Source organism: [Micrococcus luteus] ATCC 49442, assembly GCF_010367585.1.
GTDB classification, from domain to species: domain Bacteria; phylum Actinomycetota; class Actinomycetes; order Actinomycetales; family Micrococcaceae; genus Arthrobacter; species Arthrobacter luteus_A.
Genome location: NZ_JAAAXP010000001.1, coordinates 2,436,651 through 2,458,553, shown reverse-complemented (window position 1 = coordinate 2,458,553; position 21,903 = coordinate 2,436,651). Strand labels below are relative to the sequence as shown.

16 protein-coding genes and 1 tRNA gene are annotated in these 21,903 nt (G+C 65.9%); 12 read left to right on the top strand and 5 right to left on the bottom strand.

The window, feature by feature from the left end:
- Positions 1-74: 74 nt before the first annotated feature.
- Positions 75-2,009, top strand: a complete 1,935-nt coding sequence (locus GUV69_RS11040; RefSeq protein ID WP_164202291.1) for an FAD/NAD(P)-binding protein — start codon at positions 75-77, stop codon at positions 2,007-2,009.
- On the opposite strand, the gene GUV69_RS23260 is transcribed toward GUV69_RS11040, so the two are convergent.
- Positions 1,906-2,436, bottom strand: coding sequence for a sortase domain-containing protein (locus tag GUV69_RS23260; RefSeq protein WP_244292856.1), 531 nt, complete (start codon positions 2,434-2,436; stop codon positions 1,906-1,908). The genes GUV69_RS11040 and GUV69_RS23260 overlap by 104 nt on opposite strands.
- Before the next feature lie 328 nt (positions 2,437-2,764).
- Positions 2,765-3,943: an ice-binding family protein gene (locus GUV69_RS11035; RefSeq protein ID WP_208786632.1), complete on the bottom strand. Its 1,179-nt coding sequence runs from the start codon at positions 3,941-3,943 to the stop codon at positions 2,765-2,767.
- Positions 3,944-4,599: 656 nt separating this feature from the next.
- On the opposite strand from GUV69_RS11035, the gene GUV69_RS11030 reads away from it, so the two are divergent.
- The 5 genes from GUV69_RS11030 to GUV69_RS11010 are packed head-to-tail and all read left to right on the top strand — an operon-like array spanning position 4,600 to position 9,941.
- The gene (locus tag GUV69_RS11030; RefSeq protein ID WP_244292698.1) at positions 4,600-5,736 is read left to right on the top strand and encodes an ABC transporter substrate-binding protein; all 1,137 of its coding nucleotides are present in this window, start codon (positions 4,600-4,602) and stop codon (positions 5,734-5,736) included.
- Positions 5,737-5,739: 3 nt separating this feature from the next.
- Positions 5,740-6,642 (top strand): ABC transporter ATP-binding protein, encoded by a 903-nt coding sequence (locus GUV69_RS11025; RefSeq protein WP_164202289.1) that lies wholly within the window; start codon positions 5,740-5,742, stop codon positions 6,640-6,642.
- Positions 6,642-7,550, top strand: a complete 909-nt coding sequence (locus GUV69_RS11020) for an ABC transporter permease (protein WP_164202287.1) — start codon at positions 6,642-6,644, stop codon at positions 7,548-7,550. The genes GUV69_RS11025 and GUV69_RS11020 overlap by 1 nt, the downstream gene beginning before the upstream one ends.
- Before the next feature lie 46 nt (positions 7,551-7,596).
- A complete protein-coding gene (locus tag GUV69_RS11015) occupies positions 7,597-8,574 on the top strand; it encodes a TauD/TfdA dioxygenase family protein (RefSeq protein WP_164202285.1) in 978 nt (325 codons plus the stop codon).
- Positions 8,571-9,941, top strand: coding sequence for an LLM class flavin-dependent oxidoreductase (locus GUV69_RS11010; protein ID WP_164202283.1), 1,371 nt, complete (start codon positions 8,571-8,573; stop codon positions 9,939-9,941). The genes GUV69_RS11015 and GUV69_RS11010 overlap by 4 nt, the downstream gene beginning before the upstream one ends.
- 104 nt (positions 9,942-10,045) lie before the next feature.
- Here the strand turns inward: GUV69_RS11010 and GUV69_RS11005 are convergent, their stop codons facing one another.
- The 3 genes from GUV69_RS11005 to GUV69_RS10995 form a co-directional block, all read right to left on the bottom strand.
- The gene (locus tag GUV69_RS11005) at positions 10,046-14,632 is read right to left on the bottom strand and encodes an ExeM/NucH family extracellular endonuclease (protein ID WP_164202281.1); all 4,587 of its coding nucleotides are present in this window, start codon (positions 14,630-14,632) and stop codon (positions 10,046-10,048) included.
- A 284-nt stretch (positions 14,633-14,916) separates the two neighbouring features.
- On the bottom strand, positions 14,917-15,684 hold the full coding sequence (locus GUV69_RS11000; protein WP_164202279.1) for a VOC family protein: 768 nt from the start codon (positions 15,682-15,684) through the stop codon (positions 14,917-14,919).
- 136 nt (positions 15,685-15,820) lie between these two features.
- Positions 15,821-15,908: transfer RNA gene (locus tag GUV69_RS10995), tRNA-Ser, on the bottom strand.
- Positions 15,909-16,017: 109 nt separating this feature from the next.
- Here GUV69_RS10995 and GUV69_RS10990 point away from each other — a divergent pair.
- The 6 genes from GUV69_RS10990 (at position 16,018) to GUV69_RS10965 (ending at position 21,892) form a co-directional block, all read left to right on the top strand.
- Positions 16,018-17,001 carry an NAD(P)H-quinone oxidoreductase gene (locus GUV69_RS10990; RefSeq protein ID WP_164202277.1) on the top strand — a complete coding sequence of 328 codons (984 nt, stop codon included), beginning with the start codon at positions 16,018-16,020 and terminating at the stop codon, positions 16,999-17,001.
- Between the two features lie 135 nt (positions 17,002-17,136).
- Positions 17,137-17,763 carry a PadR family transcriptional regulator gene (locus tag GUV69_RS10985; RefSeq protein ID WP_164202276.1) on the top strand — a complete coding sequence of 209 codons (627 nt, stop codon included), beginning with the start codon at positions 17,137-17,139 and terminating at the stop codon, positions 17,761-17,763.
- A 291-nt stretch (positions 17,764-18,054) separates the two neighbouring features.
- Positions 18,055-20,355, top strand: coding sequence for a carbon starvation CstA family protein (locus GUV69_RS10980; protein ID WP_164202274.1), 2,301 nt, complete (start codon positions 18,055-18,057; stop codon positions 20,353-20,355).
- A complete protein-coding gene (locus tag GUV69_RS10975) occupies positions 20,355-20,558 on the top strand; it encodes a YbdD/YjiX family protein (protein WP_164202272.1) in 204 nt (67 codons plus the stop codon). The genes GUV69_RS10980 and GUV69_RS10975 overlap by 1 nt, the downstream gene beginning before the upstream one ends.
- A 194-nt stretch (positions 20,559-20,752) precedes the next feature.
- Positions 20,753-21,409 (top strand): bacterial proteasome activator family protein, encoded by a 657-nt coding sequence (locus GUV69_RS10970; protein WP_164202270.1) that lies wholly within the window; start codon positions 20,753-20,755, stop codon positions 21,407-21,409.
- A gap of 9 nt (positions 21,410-21,418) precedes the next feature.
- Positions 21,419-21,892 (top strand): hypothetical protein, encoded by a 474-nt coding sequence (locus GUV69_RS10965; protein ID WP_164202268.1) that lies wholly within the window; start codon positions 21,419-21,421, stop codon positions 21,890-21,892.
- The last annotated feature ends 11 nt before the right edge of the window (positions 21,893-21,903 follow it).

Below are 21,903 nucleotides of genomic sequence, written 5' to 3'. Positions count from 1 at the left end.
GCGCCCCATCCAAACAACATCTGCGCACGGCAGCAAGTCAAGCGGTGCAGGCCCGTGCCGATACTCTGTATGCCGTGGGTAAATCGTCGAGCATCAGGGTGGCCATCATTGGCGCAGGCCCGCGGGGTACCAGCGTCCTGGAGCGCCTGATCGCCCACGCCGCCGCCCAGACCGGCCCGGTGGCAGTCCACATCGACGTCATCGACCCCTATCCGGCGGGGCCGGGGCACGTCTGGCAACCCGGACAGTCCCGGCTGTACCTCATGAACACCCAGGCCTTCTACCCCACAGTCATTCCCGAGGATCCCAGGCTCGCTCCGCCCGTTGCCGGCACTACCTTCGACCGCTGGCGTGCCGGGCAGCTGCTTAACCCGTTGCCGTCCCTGTCGCCGGAGGAGCTCGCCGAACTGGCCGCCCTGGACTCACGGGATTTTCCCAGCCGTGCCCTTTACGGCCGCTATCTCCGCTGCACCGTGGAGGAGCTGCTGGGCCGGCTTCCCGACGGCGTCACGATCGTTTTCCACGAAACGGAGGCCTTGTCGGTGCGTGCCTCGGCAGACGGAGGTACCGCGTTCGACGTCGGACTTGCCGGCGGCGCTTCCCTCACTGCCGATTCGGTGGTCCTCGCGCTCGGACATATCCCTTCCAGGCTCAACATCGAGCAGCGTGAACTGCAGGCATCAGCCGGGCAGTTGGGCCTGCGCTACTTCCCTCCGGCTGTGCCCGCGGATGTGGACTGGTCCGCGATCCCGGCGGGCGAGCCGGTCCTGGTCCGGGGCATGGGGCTGAACTTCTTCGACGTGATGGGCCAGCTCACTGAGGGCCGTGACGGAAAGTTCATCGACGCCGGACCGCGGCTCGAGTACCAGCCGTCGGGCCAGGAGCCGCTGATCGTCGCCGCCTCCCGCCGCGGAACCCCGTACCGTGCCAAGGCTGCGCTGGACGGCTACTACCCGTCGTCGGTCACGTTGCGCTATCTTACCGACGCCGCCCTGGAGCGGTTCGGGTCCGCCGGGATCCGCCCGGGCTTCGACCACGACCTCTGGCCGCTGCTGCACCGTGACGTTCTCTGGGCGTACTACTCCACCCTGGTGCGCTCGCAGCCCGGGGCCGTCCCGGACCAGGAGACCTTCCTGGACGCCCTGGACGAGGCACTGCGGCCGCACGCCCACAGCTCAACCCACTGGGAAGACGCGGTGGAGAGTGTCCTGGCCGTGCACGTCGTGCCGCGGCACCGGCTGGATCTGCTGGGCCTGGCCGCCCCCTTGTCCGGGCGGTCGTTTGCCTCGCGCGCTGAACTGGACGCCGCCGTCGTCGATTACCTCATGGATGACGCGCGCCGCTCCGCGCTCGGTGAGCAGGACCCGGTGAAGATGGCAATCGGGGCGCTGCACCACGGGCGTGCTGTTCTGAAAACGGCCGTGGCCGACGGCGGCATCACCGATGAGTCCTGGGTGGCCGGACTCCGTGGCTGGTTTGAATCGTTCGTGGAAGGGCTGGCCAGCGGGCCGCCTGCGCTGCGCTCCGAGCAGCTGGCCGCCCTGGCGCGCGCCGGAGTGGTCAGTTTTGTGGGGCCCGACCCCCGTTTCAGTGTGGATCGCCGGGCGGGCAGATTCACCGCTGTGTCACCGTGGGTGGGCAGCCCGCCAATGACGGCGACGACGATGGTGGAGGCCTTGGCGCCCGGCAACCGGGTCTCCGCCAATGATTCACCGCTCCTGCAGCAGCTCCTCGCGGACGGTCTGGTGCGGCCCCGGCTGATGATGACGGCGGAGGGCGCCCCGGTCCAATCGACCGGGTTGGAGGTCACCGCGCATCCGTACCGTCCGGTGTCCGCGAACGGCTCGGTGGGCGAAGGGCTGTATGTGCTGGGCCTGCAGCTCTCCTCGAACCAATGGGGCACGGCTATCGCTGCCGAAGCCTTCCAGCCGGGTGGCCCCGCCTATGCGAGCGGGCAACGGACACTCCGCGATGCGGACGAAATCGCCCAGGCCGTCCTGGGCTACTGACCCGGCCGTCTTGACCTGCGTTAGCCGTTGGGTTCACCGGGCTGGCTTCGATGATGATGTTCGTTCCCCAGAGATCGGACGTGTGGCAACTGACCAGGACAAGCCCACCAGGCACCTTGGCCCAGATGTGGCTGTCCTTGAGCGTGTTCTTATTTTCGGTGCTGACCGTATGGACCTGATAGAGCCGGGGGCCGTCGGCGGTAGTGATGGTCAGTTGATCGCCAACCCTGGCCTGGGAGCTGAAGTTATTGAAGGCGGAGTCGAGGACATCCGAACTGTGCCCCACAATGTAGGTGGTGTTGGTCGAACCCAGTCCGGGGCTGCCGTACGCAGTGAGCCAATACGCCTCCAGCGTCTGCGGCGGCGTTAGGGATCCCGCTCCGCTATCCTGGTCGGTTGATGAGAGCGGAAGGACTGCCTGGTCCATCTCCGCGGCCGGGTAATGGATATGCGTTGGTGCATTTACCGCCTCGGGTGCCTCGGAGACAGTGATCTCGGGTGTGCCGACGTCCTGTTGGCTGATCACGGGACGATCCGGTACCGGAGCGGAAGCCGGTGGCTGCAGCGGGTCCAGGCCAAGGATGGCAAGCGTCAGCACAGCTGCTCCGAGCAGCCCCCACGCCGTCAGAAACCTTCCCCGTCGTGAGTCGGGACAGGCCGGCGCCGCGGAGTTGGTGCGGCGCCGGCCGGTTATTGGCACCGTTGCTCCCTGCCAGGGTACGTTTTCATGTTGCTACCGGCCGTTGCTGGCGGATTCAGTCCGCCCGGCGTCGGGCCGGGATCAGCAGACTCCAGCCGAGATAGATCGCGGCAGCCAAGGCGGTGAGGGCTGCAGCGACTCCGACTAAGAGTGCCGAAGTTGCCGGGGCGTTGGCAGCGGAGTCTATGTTCACGCCGTTGTTTCGGGCCGCCCCCGTGCCGGTGTCCGCAAGCGGTGAGCCGTTAGCTGGCGTCGTTGCTGAGGTTTCAAGAGGCGCACCGCTTGTCTGCGACGTAGTGGGCTGCGTCGTGGTGGTTCCGCTCAAAGCCGGGGTGCCAGTCGAGGTGGGTGTGAGCGTGGCCGACTGGGTTGCCGTGCCGGCCGCCGTCGCGGTTTGGGTGGGCAAAGCAGTGGTTGATTGTATTGGGGTGCCAGTGGCCGACTGCGTCGGCGTGACGGTGGACGTCCCGGTCGGCGTGGCAGCGCAGCCGGGGGCGGTGAACACGTTCGAATCCAAGGTGACGGAGCCGTTACGGGCCAGCGCCCGGCCCTCAATAGTGACACCTGTGGTGACCGAGATGGACGTCAAGGCCAAGATGTTGCCCTTGAAGCTGGTCCCGGTTCCCAGAGTCGCGGAGCTGCCCACCTGCCAAAAGATATTGCAGGCCTGCGCGCCGTTGGTCAGGACAATACTGCTGCCCGATGCGGTGGTCAGCGTTGATCCGGCCTGAAATATGAAAACCGAGTTGGCATTGCCTTGTCCGTCGAGCGTCAATGCCCCGTTAAGGGCCAGCGCAGAGCCGGCCGTATACACGCCGGGGAGCAGCGTCTCGTTGACGAAGACGCCTGCTGAGGCGCTGGAAGGGCGCCCGGCCGCATCGTTGTAGGCAATGGTGAGATCGGATTGTGCCTGAGCCGCGTTGGCGTCGGCGGCGTGAACGGTGCCCAGCACCTGGCCTGGCGGGAATCCGGTGACCGCATCCAGTGGGCTCACGCCAAGATCCCCGTTGAGGATGGTCGGACCAGTGTTCGTAACCGTTTGCCCGCCGAGGACTGAATAGCGCCCCGCAGTTCCCAGGCCCACCGGGGCGTCTGCCGCATAGGCAGGGGTGAAGCCCGCCATCCAGGCGAACAGCGCGACGACAGCGGCCGCAGCCCCTATGGTCGTCGGTGCTGTGCGCCGGGCGGTGGTCCTGCGTTGGTCACGCCTGGTGATGGGCAGAGAATGATTCACAGTGTTGCCTTCCCCATGGGGCAACTGCCCCCGAAGCTCAAAGTTGACGTGTGGCTGGAAGCGTTGCGGTTAAGACGGGGAGCCGCGAGACCAGCGGCGAAAATCTAGTTCGGCTGCTGAGACAGGCACTGCCGAAGTGGCGCGGCTTGGGCCGCCACTCGGAGCGTACGCCCAGAAACGGGCAGCGTCCACAGTATGAAGGCATTACTCAAGCAATTTTATTTAAACTTTGCGTCGAAGGTGTTGCAGAAATGTTCGCCAGCCTCCACCCGGGCGTTGTCAGCTCTGGATCCTGTGACTTGACTTCATCGGCAGGTGCGGTGCCTGCGCAGCATCCGGGGGTGGACTGACATGTCATTGGACGTCGCAGAAGCGTCGCCCTGTGGCCAGCCATGACAGCGCGTTACCCGGTTGCTTTACCCCTGATGGCTCAACGTTTCGCCATGCGTCCCGCAGCGTGCCCTCGAGTCGGAACAATACGCCGCGCTGCGGCCTGTGACCGCTGATTTCCCGCTATTTCCTGCCGTTTCCCGCCATTTCGCGCCGTGAACGAAGCCCTTTTGCCGCCGATTTTTCTCTGTTCTAGTGGTTGCCACAAGCCAGCCGGCCGGACCCCCCGCCGCCGGTTCCAACCACCAGGCCAGGAAGATTCCGCCATGACAAACCGAAACCCATCCCCACCAGCGGCACATGCCGCAGCCAGCCAGGCACACAAGGCAGCCGGCCGGGCAGCACGCAGGACTGCAGGCATCGCAGCTGCCGTTGCCACCCTGGCGCTCTCGCTGGTGCTGACCGGTTGCGGCGGCGCAGCGACGGCCCAGCCCGGCGCCGCCGGCAGCAGTTCCGGTGGCGCCGAGGTGAAGACGGTCCGTTACCAGGGGTCACCCAACACCGTCGCCCTGCTGGAAGTCGCCGAGGACCTCGGCTACCTCGGCGACGTGAAGCTCGAGTGGGTCAGCAACACCACCAGCGGCCCGCAGAGCATCCAGTCCGTCGCCACCGACCAGACGGACATCGGGGGAGCCTTCACCGGTGCGGTGATCAAACTGATCGAGGCCGGCGCCCCCGTCCAGGCCGTCATCAACTACTACGGCGAGGATAAGGAAACCTTCACCGGCTACTACGTGGAGGAAGGCAGCCCCATCCGGACGGCGAAGGACCTGATCGGCAAGAAGATCGCCGTGAACACCCTCGGCGCCCACCACGAAGCAGTGATCACCACCCACCTGAAAAACAGCGGTCTCACGCCAGAGGAGATCAAGCAGGTGCAGCTGGTGGTGGTGCCGCCGAACGAAACTGAAGTGGCCCTCCGCAAGAAGCAGGTTGACGTCGGGACGCTCGGCGGCGTGCTCCAGGACCGGGCGCTCGCCGAAGGCGGCGTGCGGGCACTGTTCACGGATACCGGGGTGATCGGTGGCCCGTTCGACGCCGGCCAGTACGTTCTCCGGAACGACTTCATCGCGAAGAACCCGGAAACCAGCAGGACCGTGGTCACCGGCGTCGCGAAGGCCATCGAGTGGGAGCGCACCACCCCGCGGGAACAGGTCATTGCCAAGTTCGAGGAAATCATCGCCAAGCGAGGCCGCAACGAGAGCACAGAGGCGCTGAAGTACTGGAAGAGCGTAGGCGTTGCCTCGCCGGGTGGCCGGATCAAGGACACCGATTTCACCCGCTGGGCCGACTACCTGAAATCCGCGGGAATCATCAGCGGCGAACTGGACACCAAGAAGCTCTACACCAACGAGTTCAACGGCCTGGCCACCGCCGACGCTCCTGCAACCTCGAAGGGATAGACGATGACCCCCAAGATCAGCCTCCACAACGTCACCAAGGAATTCGTTATCCGCCCGGGCAAAGGCGCAGGCAAGGGCCCGGGTAAGGGCGGCCGCCGCCTGGAAGGGCCGTCCGTCCTGACAGCACTGGATGACCTCAGCCTGGACGTGGCCGCCGGCGAATTCGTCACGTTGGTAGGGCCCAGCGGCTCCGGCAAGACAACACTCCTGGACCTGCTCGCAGGGCTTTCCCGGCCCACTTCGGGGAAGGTGCTGGTGGACGGCAAGGAAGTGACGGGGCCGGGCCAGGACCGCGCCGTGGTCTTCCAGCAGTACGCACTGTTCCCCTGGCGCACGGCATCGGCCAACGTCTCCATCGGACTGGAGAACACCGGGCTGTCCACGAAGGAAAGAGCGGCCAAGGCCAGTGAATTCCTTGACCTGGTGGGCCTGGCCGGTTTCGAGGACCGGTATCCCCATGAATTATCCGGCGGTATGAAGCAGCGCGTGGCCATTGCACGAGGCCTCGCCTATGAGCCGGACATTCTGCTGATGGACGAGCCGTTCGCCGCCCTGGACGCGCAGACCCGTGAACAGCTCCAGGACGAGCTGCTGAAAATCTGGAAGGCCACGGGCAAAACCATCATCTTCATCACCCACGGCATCGATGAAGCCGTCTACCTCGGGCAGCGGGTGGCGGTGCTCAGTGCCCGCCCCGGCCGGCTCAAGGAGATCGTGGACATCAACATCCCGGACCGCGACGGCGACGCGGACATCCGCTCGCATCCCGCCTTTGTGGAACATCGGCACCACGTGTGGTCCCTCCTGCACAACGAGGTCCGCCTCGCCCAGGATTCCGGCCACCGCAAAATCCTGCCCGATGGAACCGCCCCCGACGAACAGCCCCTGGAAAGGAGCGCAGCCTGATGAGCGCTGTGTTGACCCGACCCCAAGAGGCGGCTGCCGCCGTCGAACGTTCACCCGAACCAGCGCGGCCGGGACCCTCGCGGAAGGACCACGGAGAGCGGACGACGGCGGCTGCCGGACTGCGTGCCTTCGCGGGGGCCGCCGGCCGGGCGGGCTGGAAGTCGCTCGCGGTGCTGCTGTTCCTGGCGCTGTGGGAGTTCGGGCCGACCTACCTGGCCAGCCCGGCCACCCGGGTGTTCCTGCCGCCGCTCCACGAGGTCATTGACGCTGGCGTGAAGCTGGTGGAAAACGGCCAGCTGCAAAGCCACCTGCAGGCCAGCCTCACCCGCTCCGTGTCCGGGTTCGGGATCGCCGTGGTGTCCGCCGTGGTGCTGGGGCTCCTGATCGCCTGGTACGGCTGGCTGAATTCGTTCCTGAACCCGCTTTTGGAACTCTTCCGCAACACTGCCACGTTGGCACTGTTGCCGGTGTTCACGCTGCTGCTGGGGATCGGCGAGGAATCCAAGATCACCATCGTGGCCTACGCGGCGTTCTTCCCGGTCCTGCTGAACACCATCGCCGGTGTGCGGACCGTGGATCCGCTGCTGATCCGGGCCGCGAAGTCCCTGGGCCTGAACAGCTTCCGGCTCTTCCAGAAGGTGATCCTGCCCTCCGCGGTCCCCACCATCTTCACCGGCATCAGGATGGCCGGAACCTCGTCCATCCTGGTGCTGATCGCCGCCGAAATGGTGGGCGCCAAAGCCGGGCTGGGCTACCTGATCGTCAATTCCCAGATGAGCTTCCTGATCCCGGACATGTACGCCGGCATCCTGACCGTCTCGGTCCTGGGCCTGGTGGTCAACGTCCTGCTCGTGGCCCTGGAACGGCACTTCTCCAAGTGGCGCACCGCCGTCGGCTCCACCTCCTAGCTCCCGATCTTTGAACCGCCCTTCTGATACTGCAAAGGAATACTCCATGACTGTCATCACCGAAACCAACGTCGCTACCGAAGCCACGCTCGACTTCACCAAACTGGGCTCCCGCATCGGCGCCGAAATCCGGGGCCTGGACCTCAGCGCAGACCTGTCCGAGGACACGGTGGCACAGATCCGCGAAGCCCTGAATGTCCACAAGGCCCTGGTCTTCCGCAACGCCAACATCCGCACCGACGAGGACCAGGTGCGCTTCGCCAGCCGCTTCGGCCCGCTCACCAAGGCCCACCCCACAGTTGCCTCCGTGGACGGCAAGCCCGCGGTCCTGCCCGTGGACAGCGAAAATGGCAGCGCGAACAACTGGCACACCGACGTCACGTTTGTGGTCAACCCGCCGCAGGCCTCCACCCTCCGCAGCATCACCCTGCCGGCCTACGGCGGCGAAACCCTGATCGCGTCCTCGGCCGGCGCCTACCAGGACCTGCCGGAGGAACTGCGGAACTTCGCGGACACCCTCTGGGCCATCCACACCAACGACTACGACTACTCGGTGCCCAAGAACCTGGAACACGCCAACGCCGACGAACGGCGGAAGGAATTCACCAGGATCCACTTCGAATCCGCCCACCCCGTGGTCCGCGTCCACCCGCTGACGGGGGAGCGGGGCCTGTTCGTCGGCGGCTTCGCGCAGCGGCTGCGGATCGTGGGGCTTTCCAACACCGAATCCAAGGACATCCTGCGCCTCCTGCAGGCCTACATCACCCGCCCGGAGAACGTGGTGCGCGTGAACTGGGAGCCGGACCAGCTGGTGCTCTTCGACAACCGCATCACCCAGCACTACGCACCGGCCAACTATGACGGCCAGCCCCGCCAACTGAACCGCGTGACCATCGCCGGTGACGTTCCCCGCGGAGTGGACGGCCGCAGCAGCACCTCCCTCAAAGGTGACTCGTCCGCGTACTCCGAGACTGTCGTCGTGCCCTCTGCCTCTGCCGGCGAAGCCGCTGGGGTCCACGCATGAGCGCGGCAGAGAGCGGCCCCCGGCAGTTGCACCTGAACGCGTTCCTGATGAGCACCGGCCACCACGAGGCGTCGTGGCGGCTGCCCGAGAGCAACAGCCGCGCCGGCACGGACGTGCAGCATTTCCAGAAGCTGGCACAGACGGCCGAGCGCGGCAAACTGGACTCGATCTTCTTCGCCGATTCGCCGGTGCTGCACGGAAACGTGGGCCAGCGGCCGTACACCAGCCTCGAGCCCACGGTGCTGCTCGCCGCCATCGCGGCGGTCACCGAGCGGATCGGGCTCATCGCCACCGCCTCCACCACGTACAACGAGCCGTACAACCTGGCCCGGCGCTTTGCCTCCGTGGACCACATCAGCGGCGGCAGGGCGGGATGGAACGTTGTGACCACAGCGGGTGACGCGGCCGCCCGGAACTTCTCCCTCGCCGGCCAGCCCGCGCACTCGCAGCGGTATGAGCGGGCCGCAGAGTTCCTGGACGTGGCGAAGAAACTCTGGGACAGCTGGGAAGACGATGCCGTCGTGGCGGACAAGGGCGCCGGCGTGTGGGCCGACAGTTCCCGCGTGCACGCGGTCAACCATGAAGGCCGGCATTTCCAGGTGGAAGGCGCCCTCGACGTCCCCAGGTCCGCCCAGGGGCACCCCGTGATTGTGCAGGCCGGCTCCTCCGAGAACGGCAAGGACTTCGCGGCCCGGTACGCGGAGGCTGTCTTCACCGCGCACCAGACGCTCGCCGATGCGCAGGACTTCTACGCCGACCTGAAGAAGCGGACGACGTCGGCCGGCCGGGACCCGCAGTCCATCAAGATCCTGCCGGGCATCGTTCCGGTGATCGCCGCCACCGAGGCCGAAGCCCTGAAGCTGGAGCGGGAGCTGGACGAACTGATCCTGCCCGAACACGCCCGCCGGCAGCTCGCCAACGTGCTGCGGGTTGCACCTGAATCGCTGAAGCTGGACGCCCGGCTGCCGGCGGATCTTCCGTCAGAGGACGAGATTGAGGGTGCCAAGAGCCGGTACACGCTGATCGTGAACCTGGCGCGCCGTGAGCAGCTCACGGTGCGCCAGCTGATCGGCAGGCTTGGAGGCGGCCGCGGGCACCGGACATTCTCCGGCACCCCGGAGCAGGTGGCGGATGCCATCCAGGACTGGTTCCAGGCGGGCGCGGCGGACGGCTTCAACATCATGCCGCCCGTGCTGCCCTCGGGCCTGGACATCTTTGTGGACCAGGTGGTGCCCATCCTGCAGGAACGGGGCCTGTTCCGGCACGAGTACTCCGGACGCACTCTGCGCGAACACTACGGACTGGCCGTCCCGGCCAACTTGTTTGCCGAATCGGAGGCCCCGGAACGGGTCCCGCAGCCTGCCTAAAAAGGCCCTAGACAAAGAGAGGTGCCCCGTCCTGACCGGACTCCGGTCGGGGCGGGGCACCTCTGTTCTAAAGCGGGTGCAACGCTGGCGGCATCAGGCCGGCATCAGCCGCGCAGGCACTGCTGGTACTGGAACCAGGCGATGCCGTAACGGACCCAGCCCAGGATGTCGTACCACCTGGTGGGCGGTTCGGGGGCCGTGCAGACAGGCTGGACCGGTCCGCCGGCGCCGACCTGAACCGCGGTTTTCACCACGGTGCCTGACTCGGCGGCCGTGAGGACCAGGGTGCCCGGTCCTGCAGCGGCCCCCGCCGGAACCGTGAGGTCCACGGTGGCCGCGCCGGCGGTCACCGGAACACTGCCGAGATCGGTCACCGTTCCGGCGGCGTCGGTGAATGCCGCGGCCAGGGAGGTGTTGACCGGGCTGCCCAGGGAGGTCAGGTCCAGCTTGCTGACGGTCAGGGTCATGGCATCGCCGGGCTTGACCTCAGCCGCCGTGGTATTGGTTACGGCCACGGTGCGTCGGGCGAAATCAGGTGACACCGGGTTGTGCCCCTGGAGGTATTTGATCCAGGCGTCACGGTCCACCAGGCCGGAGTCCCGGGTGCCGGTTCCGTCCTTGAAGACCCGGAAGTTGTCGCCGCCGGTTGCCAGGAAGCTGAACGTGCCGATCCGGTAGGACTTCGCCGGATCGATGAGGACGCCATCCACCCGGATCGAGGTGATCCGGTCACCTGCGGCGCGGGCGGCGTCGTAGGTGTAGTTGACGTTCCTGGACAATCCCAGCTGCTGGTAGGCGCGGCTGGGAACCGTGCCGTCGGCGTTGGTCTGCCACTGCTGCTCCAGCAGCGTCTTGAACTGGGCACCGGTCAGGGACGTGGTCCACAGGTTGTTCACGAACGGCAGGACCGAGTTGGCTTCCGCGTAGGTGATGGTTCCGTCCGGAGCGTAGTACAGCTCGTTGCGGAGGCCGCCGGGGTTGACGACGCCGATTTCCGCGCCGCCGAGGTCAGCAGGACTCAGCGAGTCGCGCAGGGAGTCCGCAACCAGGTTGCCCAGCGTGGATTCGCTGGCACGGTCATCGCGTTTGGCCGGTCCGCCCGCCGGGTCCGGGCTGAAGGCGGTGGTGATATCAGCGGTCAGCGCGCCCACCGGCTGGTTGCCGATCTCGGCTGCGGCCGCAAGGGCCTTCTGCACGATCGCGTCAACCGCTGCCACTCGCGGGTAGGCGGTCTTCAGCTCTTCAGCCGGGCGTGTGGTCCGCTTGACGTTGCCCGCCGTGTGGGCCGTGACCTGCTTGCTGGCAGTGTCCACCGTGAGCTTGATCTGGCCGATGTTTTCGCCGTAGTTGCCGGTCTGGACGATCGGCCGGGTCTTGCCCCCGGCACCGGGGACGGGGGCGTCCCAGGCGTATTCCTTGTGGGTGTGGCCCGTGAAGATGGCGTCCACGTCGGCGGAGGTTTCGGTGACCAGCTTCGCGAACGGGCCGCCGGCTGCCACTTCCTGCTCCAGGGTGGCACCCTCCGGGGTTCCGGACCCGGCGCCGTCGTGGTTTTCCACGACGATCACATCGGCGAGGTTCTCTGCCGTGATCTTTGCTGCCACACGGTTGATGGCGTCCACGGGATCACCGAATTCAAGGTCGGTGATGCCGGCCGGTGTCACCAGGGACGGGACTTCCTGGGTGACGGTGCCGATGATGGCAACCTTCACACCGTCCATCTCCAGGACCGTGTACTCCGGCAGGACCGGTTCGGTGGTGCCTTTTGTGTAGACGTTGGCGCCCAGGTACGGGAAGGTGGCGTTGCTGCCGCCGGCAATGACGCGGTCGCGCAGGTCTGCCCAGCCGCCGTCGAACTCGTGGTTGCCCACGGCGGACGCGTCCAGCTCCAGGGCGTTCAGCACGTCGATGGTGGGCTGGTCCTTGGCGACAGCCGAGGCGAACAGCGAAGCGCCGATGTTGTCCCCTGCGGACAGGAAAGCGGTGGCGCCCGGAGCGGACGCGCGCAGCTCTTCGACGGTTCCCGCGAACAGGACGGTGTTCGCGTCGATGCGGCCATGGAAATCGTTGATGCCAAGGAAGTTCAGCTCAACGCTGGCCGGGGTGACCGGGCCGGCAGGCAGGTCCAGGCCCACCACCACGGGATCGTGGTCGCTGGCGCGGAACTGGTCCGGCGCATAGTAGTTGGTCACATTGTTGTTATACCTGCTGTATTCCAGCGCCACGGACTCTACGGAGTTAATGTTCCAGATGTCGGCACCGGTCACCACTGCATCGGCTGCCGGGGAAGCGAGGATGTGGTCCAGGGAACCCACCAGGCCGCCGAAGAGGTAGGAGTGTTTTGCGGAGCCGTCGGCGTTCCTGGCTTTTTCGTCCTGGTTGACGAAGCCAGCCCCCCGGAAGACGTTCATGGGGTCTTCGTGGGCGTAGGAGTTGAAATCGCCGATCAGGAAAACCTTGGCGGTTCCCTTCTCCGACTGCAGCTTCGTGGAGAAGTCCAGGAGTGACTTGGCCTGGGCCGTGCGGGCGAGGTTGGACGCGCCCTGGCCCATGTCGGTGTCCTCCGGTGTGGCGGCGGAGCCCTTGGACTTGAAGTGGTTGGCGATGGCGATGAACGTCTTGTCATCGGCCGCACCCACAGGTTTGAAGGCCTGGGCGAGCGGCTTGCGCGCGCTGGCGAAGGCGACAGTGTCGTTGTGGATCACGGATTCGCCGACCGGTTCCGCCACGGCCTTCTTGAAGATAAATGCGGTGCGGATCATGTCTTCATCGGCCAGCGGGGGAGCATTGGCAGGCGTGCGGACGTAGTCCCAGATGCCGGGTGTGGCGATGTTGAGGGAATCCACCAGCTTGGCCAGGGCGTCGTCGCGGTCCTTGCCGAACTGGGCCGAGTTCTCGATCTCCATCAGGGACACAACATCGGCGCCGGACTTTGTGATGGCGGCAACGATCTTGTCCTGCTGGCGTTTGAAGTTCTCGGCGTTGGCAGCGCCGCGGGCGTCGCAGCCGCTGCGAACCGTGACGGGGTTGCCGTCGCGGTCCTCGTAGAACGTGCAGCCGGCGAGCTGGTCACCTGTGGTGGGGAAGTAGTTCAGCACGTTGAAGGAGGCGATCTTCAGGTTGCCGCCCACGCCCGCCGGAGCCTCTGTGCGGGTGGCGCCGAAGCTGGCTGGCTGGACGGTGCCCTTGTTGGCCTCGGTCAGGTGGGCCAGCGGCTGGAACTTCCAGGAGTTGTTGGCGTAGCTGAGCACCACATTCGTTGTGAACGTCACCGGGGAGCCCACCCGGACGGGATCCGTGGCCGTCAGGTACGGAAGCACCTGGGCCTTGGTGGCGGCGTCCCGGAGGAAGTTGGTGGTGGAGCCGTCGTCGAGCTTGATGCCGCGGGCGGCGTTGTCCGCCACGGTGGCCTGGTATTCGGCAGAGCCGTAGGGCGCGACGGCGGTGGGCTGCACCAGCGTGGTGGTTCCGCCTGCGAGCCCGATTTCGCCGTACTGGTTCAGGGAGTAGTTGTCAGTCACTGTGACCGGCCCCTGAGGGGCGAGCAGCATGCCTTCGAGGGCTTCGCGGAAGGTTTCAGCGGCAGGCAGCGTGAAGTTGGTGGCCTTGACCTCCGGCGCGGCGTCCGTCAGCTTGGTGAGGTTGGCGGCATCCACCACGCTGACCTGGGTCATGCCGTTGAACTCGGACACCGTGCCGCTGACTTCGACGAAGTCGCCGATCTGCACGGAACCGGCGGTGGCAGGGGAGTACACAAATACAGCGTCCGACGCCGTCTGGCTGGCCGGGGTGAGGTCCCCGCCGGTCCCCGGGGTCTGGACGTAGTAACCGGCGAAACCGCCGGTGGGGAACGCCGCGGTGACCTTGCCACGCGTGGTCACCGTTGATCCGGTGAGCGGGCTGGCAGAGCCGGTGCCCTGGATCTCGGCGATCGTTTTTGCCCCGACCGGTGCGGGGTCGGTCGGCGGATCAACGGGAGGATCAACCGGCGGGGTAACGGCGCCGGTGGAGGCCTGCGGGGTGATGTCGGCCTTCAGTGTGAAGTCCGCGGAATTGTCATTGCTGTCCGCAAAGCCGGCGCGGTTCAGGCTCTTGACGTCGGTGTTGCCGGCCGGGGCGGCAGCAGCCTTGGTTTCGAAGGTGTTCGACGTGCCATACCCCAGCAGGTCGGCGACACCGGCCGCCCCGATGACGGAACCGGTGGCAAGGCCGCTCAGGGCGGTGGCCTGCGTGGCCAGGATGACCGTGCCGGTGGTGCCGGAGGGGTTCAGATTGGTGGCATTGACGTCGGCGGCCGGCAATTCAGCGGCCGTGGACGTGCCGCTGTTGGTGCCGCCCTTCACAAGGAAGTGGCCCTTCGCCGGAATGGTACCGGTCAGGGGTGCCACACCGGTGGGCGCGGCGCTGCCGGTGGCTGAGCGGTACTGGATGGACCAGCCGTCCAGGGAGACCGGGGCGTCGGAGGTGTTGTACAGCTCGACGAACTTGTTTCTGTAGGCCGCGCCGGCGCTGCCGCCGCTGAGGTAGGCCTCATTGATGACAACGGCCGATGTGCCGGCAGCGGCTGAGACCTCTGCTGTGGCTTCAGCCCCTGAGACTTCCGCGACGGCGGGCACGGTTGCCAGCGGGGCAGCGATCAGCCCCACTGAGAGCGCTGTGCCCAGCGCTAATTTCCAAGGTTTGGTTTGCATCCGCTCTTACTTTCATTGGGGTGTCCCGGGTAGGGGACCCGATGGAATGGTGTCCGGGTTGTACCCAAGGACAAGGCCGGACTCCGCCCCAGGTCAGGTGGTGTCCGGCACAGCAAAGCAGCACTGAATGAACGCAGGGTTGATTCCCCGTGTAGCGCTGTCTGCGGCGCGAGGTTGCAGGAGCAATGGTTGACCGGCCACCCCCAGGTGTCCGTCATCACAAAAGAATACCGGCCGGTAGCTTCGAGGGAAGCTGCCGGCCGGTATTTGTCCGGAAAATTTACTTAGGCGATGATCTTGAATATCGCGCCGGTGGGGTCGGCCAGCGTCGCGAGGCGCCCGAACGGCGAGTCCTCGGGGCCGTCAAGAACCGCGGCCCCCAACGCAACAGCCTTCTCGATGGAGGCGTCTGCGTCCTCCACATTGAAGTAGACCTGCCAGTTGGAGGGAACTTCAGCCGGCAGGTACCCTGACGCGTCCATGATGCCCGCCTTGGCCGAATCGCCGGCGCCCAGGGTGGTGTACCGGAACCCGGGGGTGTCGCTCATAACGTCCGTGTCCCAGTTGAAGACGTTCTGGTAGAACTTCACGGCGGCGTCGTAGTCCTTGGTGTGCAGCTCGTGCCAGGCGGCAGCGCCGGGCTCGGCAACGAGTTCGTACCCGTGCATTTCGCGGGGCTGCCACACGCCGACGGCGGCACCCGAGGCGTCGCCGAAGATGGCCATGTGGCCCTGTTCCGGGACATCCATGGGCGGCATGAACACCTGGCCGCCGTTGGCCGTGACGGCTTCGGCGGTGGCCGCTGCGTCATCCGAGCGCAGGTAGGTGGACCACACGTCGGGCATGCCGGCCTGTTCCGCGTCTTTTTGCATGAGGCCTGCCACGGTCTTGCCGTTCTTCCGGGCGGTGGTGTAGCCGCCGTATTTTTCCTCATCGCCGGTCTCGTACTCCCAGCCGAAGAGCCCGCCGTAGAACTGGCGGGCTTTGGTGATGTCCGATGTCATGAGGTCGATCCAGCAGGGTGCGCCGGGGGTGATCTCGGGTGCAGGCATGGTGGACTCTTTCTGTTGAGGGATGGCAACAGCAAAGACCCTATGCGGGGGCTCCGACAGTTTCAACGGGTGGGCGCCGGCCCGGAAACGAAGGAACCCCGGTTCGCCATTTACTGGCTAACCGGGGTTCCATTCGCGGAAGGTAAGAGATTCGAACTCTTGGTACGGGGTTACCGCACACTAGTTTTCAAGACTAGCTCCTTCGGCCGCTCGGACAACCTTCCCTACCGAGTAGTGTTTCATAGGCAGTTGGCTGCAACAAAACAGAGTCTGCCGTGCGTCCGGTGCACACTGGTTCTGGGGCACGAATCAGCTAGAAAACGGGAGTACTCCATGAAAGCCATCTACATCGCAGAACCCGGTGGTCCGGAGGTGCTGGAAGTCCGTGAAGTGGACGCTCCGGTGCCCGGCCAGGGGGAGGTGCTGATCGACGTCGTCGCCGCCGGCCTGAACCGCGCGGATGTGCAGCAGCGCCGGGGCTTTTACCCGCCGCCGCCCGGTGCGTCCGAGATTCCTGGCTTGGAGGTCTCCGGGAGGATCGCAGGGTTCGGCCCCGGTGTGACGAAGGCGTTCTCCGTGGGTGACAAGGTGGTGGCGCTGCTGGCCGGCGGCGGTTACGCGGAGAAGGTTGCCGTGCCGGCGGAGCAGGTCCTGAGGATTCCCGACGGCGTGGACCTGGTCACTGCCGCGTCCCTGCCCGAAGTGGCGGCCACGGTGTACTCGAACCTGGTCATGACGGCGCAGCTGCAGGCGGGCGAGACAGTCCTGATCCACGGCGCCACCGGGGGGATCGGCACCATGGCCATCCAGATGGCCAAGGCCTTGGGTGCCAAAGTAGCCACCACTGCGGGGTCTGACGAGAAAGTGGGCACAGCCAAGGCCTTCCTGGGGGCGGACATCGCCATCAACTACAAAGAGGAAGACTTCCCGGACAGCCTGCGCCGGCAGAACGGCGGCAAGGGAGCGGACGTCATCCTGGATGTGGTGGGCGCCAAGTACCTGGCGAAGAATATTGACGCGCTGGCCGAGTACGGCCGGCTCGTGGTCATCGGGCTGCAGGGCGGCGCCAAGGGCGAGCTCGATCTCGGCCAGCTCCTGCGGAAGCGGGCCGCCGTGGTGGCAACAGCGCTGAGGCCCCGCCCCGTGGCCGAGAAGGGCGCCATCATGGGTGCCGTGCGCGAGTCGGTGTGGCCGCTTATCACCGACGGCAGCATCCGTCCGCTGGTGGCAAAAACTTTCCCGCTGAACCAGGCGGGGGAGGCGCACAAATACTTTGACACGGGCGACCACGTGGGAAAGATCCTGCTGGTCATGTAGCGGCCGGGCCGCCGGCCCCGTGAATACTGAGTATTGCTTCTGGCGGGGCGTCGGGTTACTCTCGAGCCATACGCAGTATGCACGCGTCCTGGGGGTCCGTGCATGCCACAGGCTCACGCCCCCGCCAGGAGTGACATGTCCATCCGCCACAGCCTCCTCGCCCTGCTGCAGGACCAGCCGCGGTACGGCTACCAGCTCAGGGTTGAGTTCGAGAACCGCACCGGATCCACCTGGCCGCTGAACATCGGGCAGGTGTACACCACGCTGGACCGCCTGGAACGTGCCGGACTGGTCAGCAACGATGGCAGCGACGGCGAAGGCCACGTTATCTACAGCATTACCGCCGCGGGCGCGGCGGAAGTCGAAGGCTGGTTTGCCGCCCCCGTGGAGCGCGCCAACCCGCCACGCAACGAACTCGCCATCAAGCTCGCGCTCGCCGTGACGCTGCCCGGTGTGGATGTGCAGGCCATTATCCAGGCCCAGCGGGTGGCGTCCATCCGGGCGCACCAGGATTACACCAGGTCCCGGCGGGATACGGCCGCCAACCAGAAGTCGGCGGACACCGCCTGGCTGCTGGTACTGGATTCGCTCATCTTCCAAACCGAGGCCGAGGTCCGCTGGCTGGATCTCTGCGAGGCGCGGATGGTGCAGCAGGCCCAGAACGCAGGCCCGGGAGCCAACGGCCAGGGCACGCCACGAAAACCGTCCAACGGCGTCACCTCGGAAGAAGCTGCCCCGCTCACCCCGGAAACGCGCCGATAAGGAGCCAGGGGCTGCCGCAGGTCGGAACGTTTTCCAGGACCTCAACCCGGGAGGTGGGGGCCTGACCAGCGGCTTCGGTATGCCGGCCGCCGCAATCCGTTACGCCGTTGGGTCTTTTCCATTGGAAGCCGCGGGCCTACGGTGGGGGCATGAGGTCTGTCATTGGACGCCTCCAGGCTGCCGCTCGCCGCAGGGACACGCGACGACGGCGGTTGCCGTCCCCGTGGCGGGGCGGCGTTGGTAGGGTGCCTCTGAGCTATCGATCGAAGCACAAACTCTCAAGGAGGAGACATGGCCACCAGGCCTGAGGAACCGGCAGGTTCAGCGAAACGGGGCGGCCCGCTGACCGCCAACCCGGACCTTCCACCCACTGCCGTGGACGAGGCCGTCCGCGAGGCTGAAGAGAAAAAATGGACGCCGGCCAAGATTGCCTTGTGGGCTGCCATCGCACTGCTCGGGGGTGTGGCCTGGTTCATGGTGGCAATCATCCGCGGCGAGACCGTCAACGCCATCTGGTTCGTGTTCGCCTCGGTCTGCACCTACCTGATCGGCTACCGCTTCTATTCGAAGGTGATCGAGCGCTACATCACCAAGCCCGATGACCGGCGCGCCACGCCTGCTGAGTACAAGGCTGACGGCAAGGATTACGTCCGGACTGACCGCAACGTCCTGTTCGGCCACCACTTTGCCGCCATTGCAGGTGCCGGGCCTTTGGTCGGTCCGATCCTCGCGGCCCAGATGGGCTACCTGCCCGGCACGATCTGGATCATCATTGGCGTTGTGCTCGCCGGTGCTGTGCAGGACTACGTGGTGATGTTCTTCTCCATGCGCCGCGGCGGCCGTTCCCTGGGCCAGATGGCCCGGGAAGAACTCGGTGTCATCGGCGGCACAGCGGCACTCATCGCCACACTCCTGATCATGGTCATCATCGTGGCGATCCTGGCGCTCGTCGTGGTCAACGCGCTGGCTGAAAGCCCCTGGGGTGTCTTCTCCGTCGGCATGACCATTCCCATCGCACTCTTTATGGGCGTCTACCTCCGGTTCCTCCGGCCGGGCAAGGTCATGGAAGTGTCCCTCATCGGCTTCGTCCTGCTGATGGCGGCCATCATCGGCGGCGGCATCGTGGCGGAGACCGAATGGGGCGCAACGTTCTTCACGCTGGACAAGGTGACCATCGCGTGGGGACTGATCGTTTACGGCTTCATCGCGGCCATCCTTCCGGTCTGGCTCCTGCTGGCACCCCGCGACTACCTGTCAACATTCATGAAGATCGGTGTGATCGTGATGCTCGCACTGGCCATCATTGTGGTCCGCCCGGAAATCACCGTCCCGGCCTTCAGCGAATTTGCCGGCCGGGACAACGGACCGGTCTTCCCCGGGGCCCTCTTCCCCTTCCTGTTCGTCACCATTGCCTGCGGGGCGTTGTCAGGCTTCCACGCCCTGATTTCCTCCGGCACCACCCCCAAACTCATCGAGAAGGAGCGGCAGAGCCGCTACATCGGCTACGGCGGCATGCTGATGGAGTCCTTCGTGGCCATCATGGCTCTCGTTGCAGCCATCTCGATTGACCGCGGCCTCTACTTCGCCATGAACGCTCCTGCCGCCCTGACCGGCGGAACCGTGGAAACTGCCGCAGCCTGGGTCAACAGCCTGGGACTGTCCGGCGTGAACATCGGACCGGAACTGCTCGCCGAGACGGCCAGGAACGTCGGCGAAGAAAGCATCGTCTCCCGCACCGGCGGCGCACCCACCCTCGCGGTCGGTCTTGCCCACATCATGCAGCAGTTCATCGGCGGCACGGCCATGATGGCGTTCTGGTACCACTTCGCCATCATGTTTGAGGCGCTGTTCATCCTGACCGCGGTTGACGCCGGAACCCGCGTTGCGCGCTTTATGCTCCAGGATTCAATCGGCAACTTCGCCCCGAAATTCAAGGAACACTCCTGGCGGCCAGGCGCGTGGCTCTGCACGGCCATCATGGTGGGCGCCTGGGGTGCCGTGCTGCTGATGGGAGTGACCGATCCGCTGGGCGGGATCAACACACTCTTCCCGCTGTTTGGCATCGCCAACCAATTGCTCGCCGCGATTGCGCTTTCTGTCTGCCTGGCCATTGTCGCCCGGCGCGGAACGTTCAAATATCTGTGGATTGTGGCGCTTCCGCTGGCCTTTGCGGCGGTGGTGACAATCACCGCGAGCTACCAGAAGATCTTCTCGTCCACGCCCGCCGTCGGCTACTTCGCCAACAACGCGGCCTTCAGCAAGGCCCTCGCGGATGGCAAGACCGAGTTCGGTACCGCCAAGAGTGTTGCCGCCATGGAAGCCGTAGTCCGCAATACCGCAATCCAGGGCTGGCTGTCGGTGATCTTCGTGGTGCTGAGCATCATCGTGATTGCCACGGCCGTCATCGCTACCGTCCAGGCCTTCCAAAACCAGCAGGCCGGACGGCCGAATCCCAACCATGAGGACCCGGCCCGTCCGTCCAAGGTTTTCGCACCCGCAGGGCTGATCCCCACCCCGGCGGAAAAAGAACTGCTGGCGGAATGGAACAAGCTGCCCGCCGACGTCCGGTTCGACAGCGCACGGCACCACTGATGAGCACGGGTCTGGACGTCCTGGCAACGGGGTTCCGCGGAATCGCCCGGTACCTTGGCGGTGTTATGGGGGCGGATGCTTATACAAAGTATGTGGAGTTCCACCGCGCAGCAGGACACCAGGAACCGCCCTTGAGCGAGCGTGAGTTCTGGCGCGACAGGACGGACCGGCAGGACTCCAACCCCCAGGGCCGGTGCTGCTGAGGCTGACCGCCTGAGCCGCCTGCACAAGCCCCTCACAAGCCGGCCAGCCTTCACGGGTTGGCCGGCTTCCGGCTGTCTGGCCTTGGTGCGCGGGACAGTGAAATCCATCGTCGCGGGTGTGGCCGGCCGGCGTCGGGAGTTGTACTGCGTCATCGACTGGACCGCGCGCCGCCAGCCCGTGAGAGTATGAACGCATGAGCGATCCGAACGACACTCAGCCCGACGACGTTCTTGTGGAGGGCAGGACCCTTGAGAACGGCCAACCGGTTGCACCTGCTGCCGCCGGCCCATTCGCCACCGGGCCTGCCGGTGCCGGTCCGGCGGCCAACAAGGCAAAGGGCAGCAGCGTGCAGGACCTGGTGGACGAGCCCGCGAAGGTCATGCGGATCGGGACCATGATCCGGCAGCTCCTGGAAGAAGTTAAGTCAGCGCCCCTGGATGAAGCTGCGCGCGAACGCCTGGCCGAGATCCACGAGCGGTCCATCAAAGAGCTGGAGGACGGGCTGGCCCCCGAACTCGTGGAGGAACTGGAGCGGATCAGCCTGCCCTTTCCTGAGGATGCCACGCCGTCGGACGCAGAGCTCCGGATCGCCCAGGCGCAGCTGGTCGGGTGGCTGGAAGGCCTCTTCCACGGCATCCAGACAGCCATCGCTGCCCAGCACGCAGCCCGCGAGCATGCTGTCGCCCAAATGCAACTGAAGCAGCTGCCGCCGGGCACCATGATTGCCCCGGGTGTGGTGATCGGTGAGAACGGCGAACCGCAACGGGCCACTGCAGGCCAGCAACGGCCCGGCGCGGCCACACCCGGCCGTCCGGAAGACCCGGACCACGGCCCCGGACAGTACCTCTAGGTTTCTTTCGTGGGATTCTTTAATGCCGCCCGCCAGGGGCGCAAAGACGATGCCGAGCTCGGCAAGGGTCTGTGGCGCCGCGCCCACGATCGCTTCCACCGGGGACTGGACCGCTACCACCAGGTACTTGAGGGCGTCGAAGACGAGCAGCTGTACGCCGAACTGGTCCAGGTGGCCAATGAATTGGCTGATCTCCTGGACCGGGTCCGCACTGTCTGCGTGGAGGCCCAGCGGCGATCACCCAGCGACGGTCTGGACATTCCGGGGGCGCTGGCCGGTGTCCACCGGTCGCTGTCCAAAGCCGGCAACTCGCTGGCCACCACTGCTGAGGCCGCTGCTATGCTGCGGCTGGCTGTCGGACCAATCCCGGTGGGAGCGGCGTCAGTGCGGCGCCGCGCGGAATCGGTATTCGAGCAGGTGGCAGACGCCGAACGCCGCCTTGCGGAGGATGCCTCAGGCCGGCCGGAGACTCTTTCCGGCTAGTTCACGGCGTG

What these genes read in the sequence shown, in the direction of transcription:
- GUV69_RS10985 (WP_164202276.1), top strand. Translation starts at nt 17,137, where the DNA reads ATGTCCATCCGCCACAGCCTCCTCGCCCTGCTGCAGGACCAGCCGCGG.
- GUV69_RS10980 (WP_164202274.1), top strand. Translation starts at nt 18,055, where the DNA reads ATGGCCACCAGGCCTGAGGAACCGGCAGGTTCAGCGAAACGGGGCGGC.
- GUV69_RS11025 (WP_164202289.1), top strand. Translation starts at nt 5,740, where the DNA reads ATGACCCCCAAGATCAGCCTCCACAACGTCACCAAGGAATTCGTTATC.
- GUV69_RS23260 (WP_244292856.1), bottom strand. Translation starts at nt 2,436, where the DNA reads ATGGACCAGGCAGTCCTTCCGCTCTCATCAACCGACCAGGATAGCGGA.
- GUV69_RS11010 (WP_164202283.1), top strand. Translation starts at nt 8,571, where the DNA reads ATGAGCGCGGCAGAGAGCGGCCCCCGGCAGTTGCACCTGAACGCGTTC.
- GUV69_RS11000 (WP_164202279.1), bottom strand. Translation starts at nt 15,684, where the DNA reads ATGCCTGCACCCGAGATCACCCCCGGCGCACCCTGCTGGATCGACCTC.
- GUV69_RS11030 (WP_244292698.1), top strand. Translation starts at nt 4,600, where the DNA reads ATGACAAACCGAAACCCATCCCCACCAGCGGCACATGCCGCAGCCAGC.
- GUV69_RS11015 (WP_164202285.1), top strand. Translation starts at nt 7,597, where the DNA reads ATGACTGTCATCACCGAAACCAACGTCGCTACCGAAGCCACGCTCGAC.
- GUV69_RS10970 (WP_164202270.1), top strand. Translation starts at nt 20,753, where the DNA reads ATGAGCGATCCGAACGACACTCAGCCCGACGACGTTCTTGTGGAGGGC.
- GUV69_RS10990 (WP_164202277.1), top strand. Translation starts at nt 16,018, where the DNA reads ATGAAAGCCATCTACATCGCAGAACCCGGTGGTCCGGAGGTGCTGGAA.
- GUV69_RS10975 (WP_164202272.1), top strand. Translation starts at nt 20,355, where the DNA reads ATGAGCACGGGTCTGGACGTCCTGGCAACGGGGTTCCGCGGAATCGCC.
- GUV69_RS11020 (WP_164202287.1), top strand. Translation starts at nt 6,642, where the DNA reads ATGAGCGCTGTGTTGACCCGACCCCAAGAGGCGGCTGCCGCCGTCGAA.
- GUV69_RS11005 (WP_164202281.1), bottom strand. Translation starts at nt 14,632, where the DNA reads ATGCAAACCAAACCTTGGAAATTAGCGCTGGGCACAGCGCTCTCAGTG.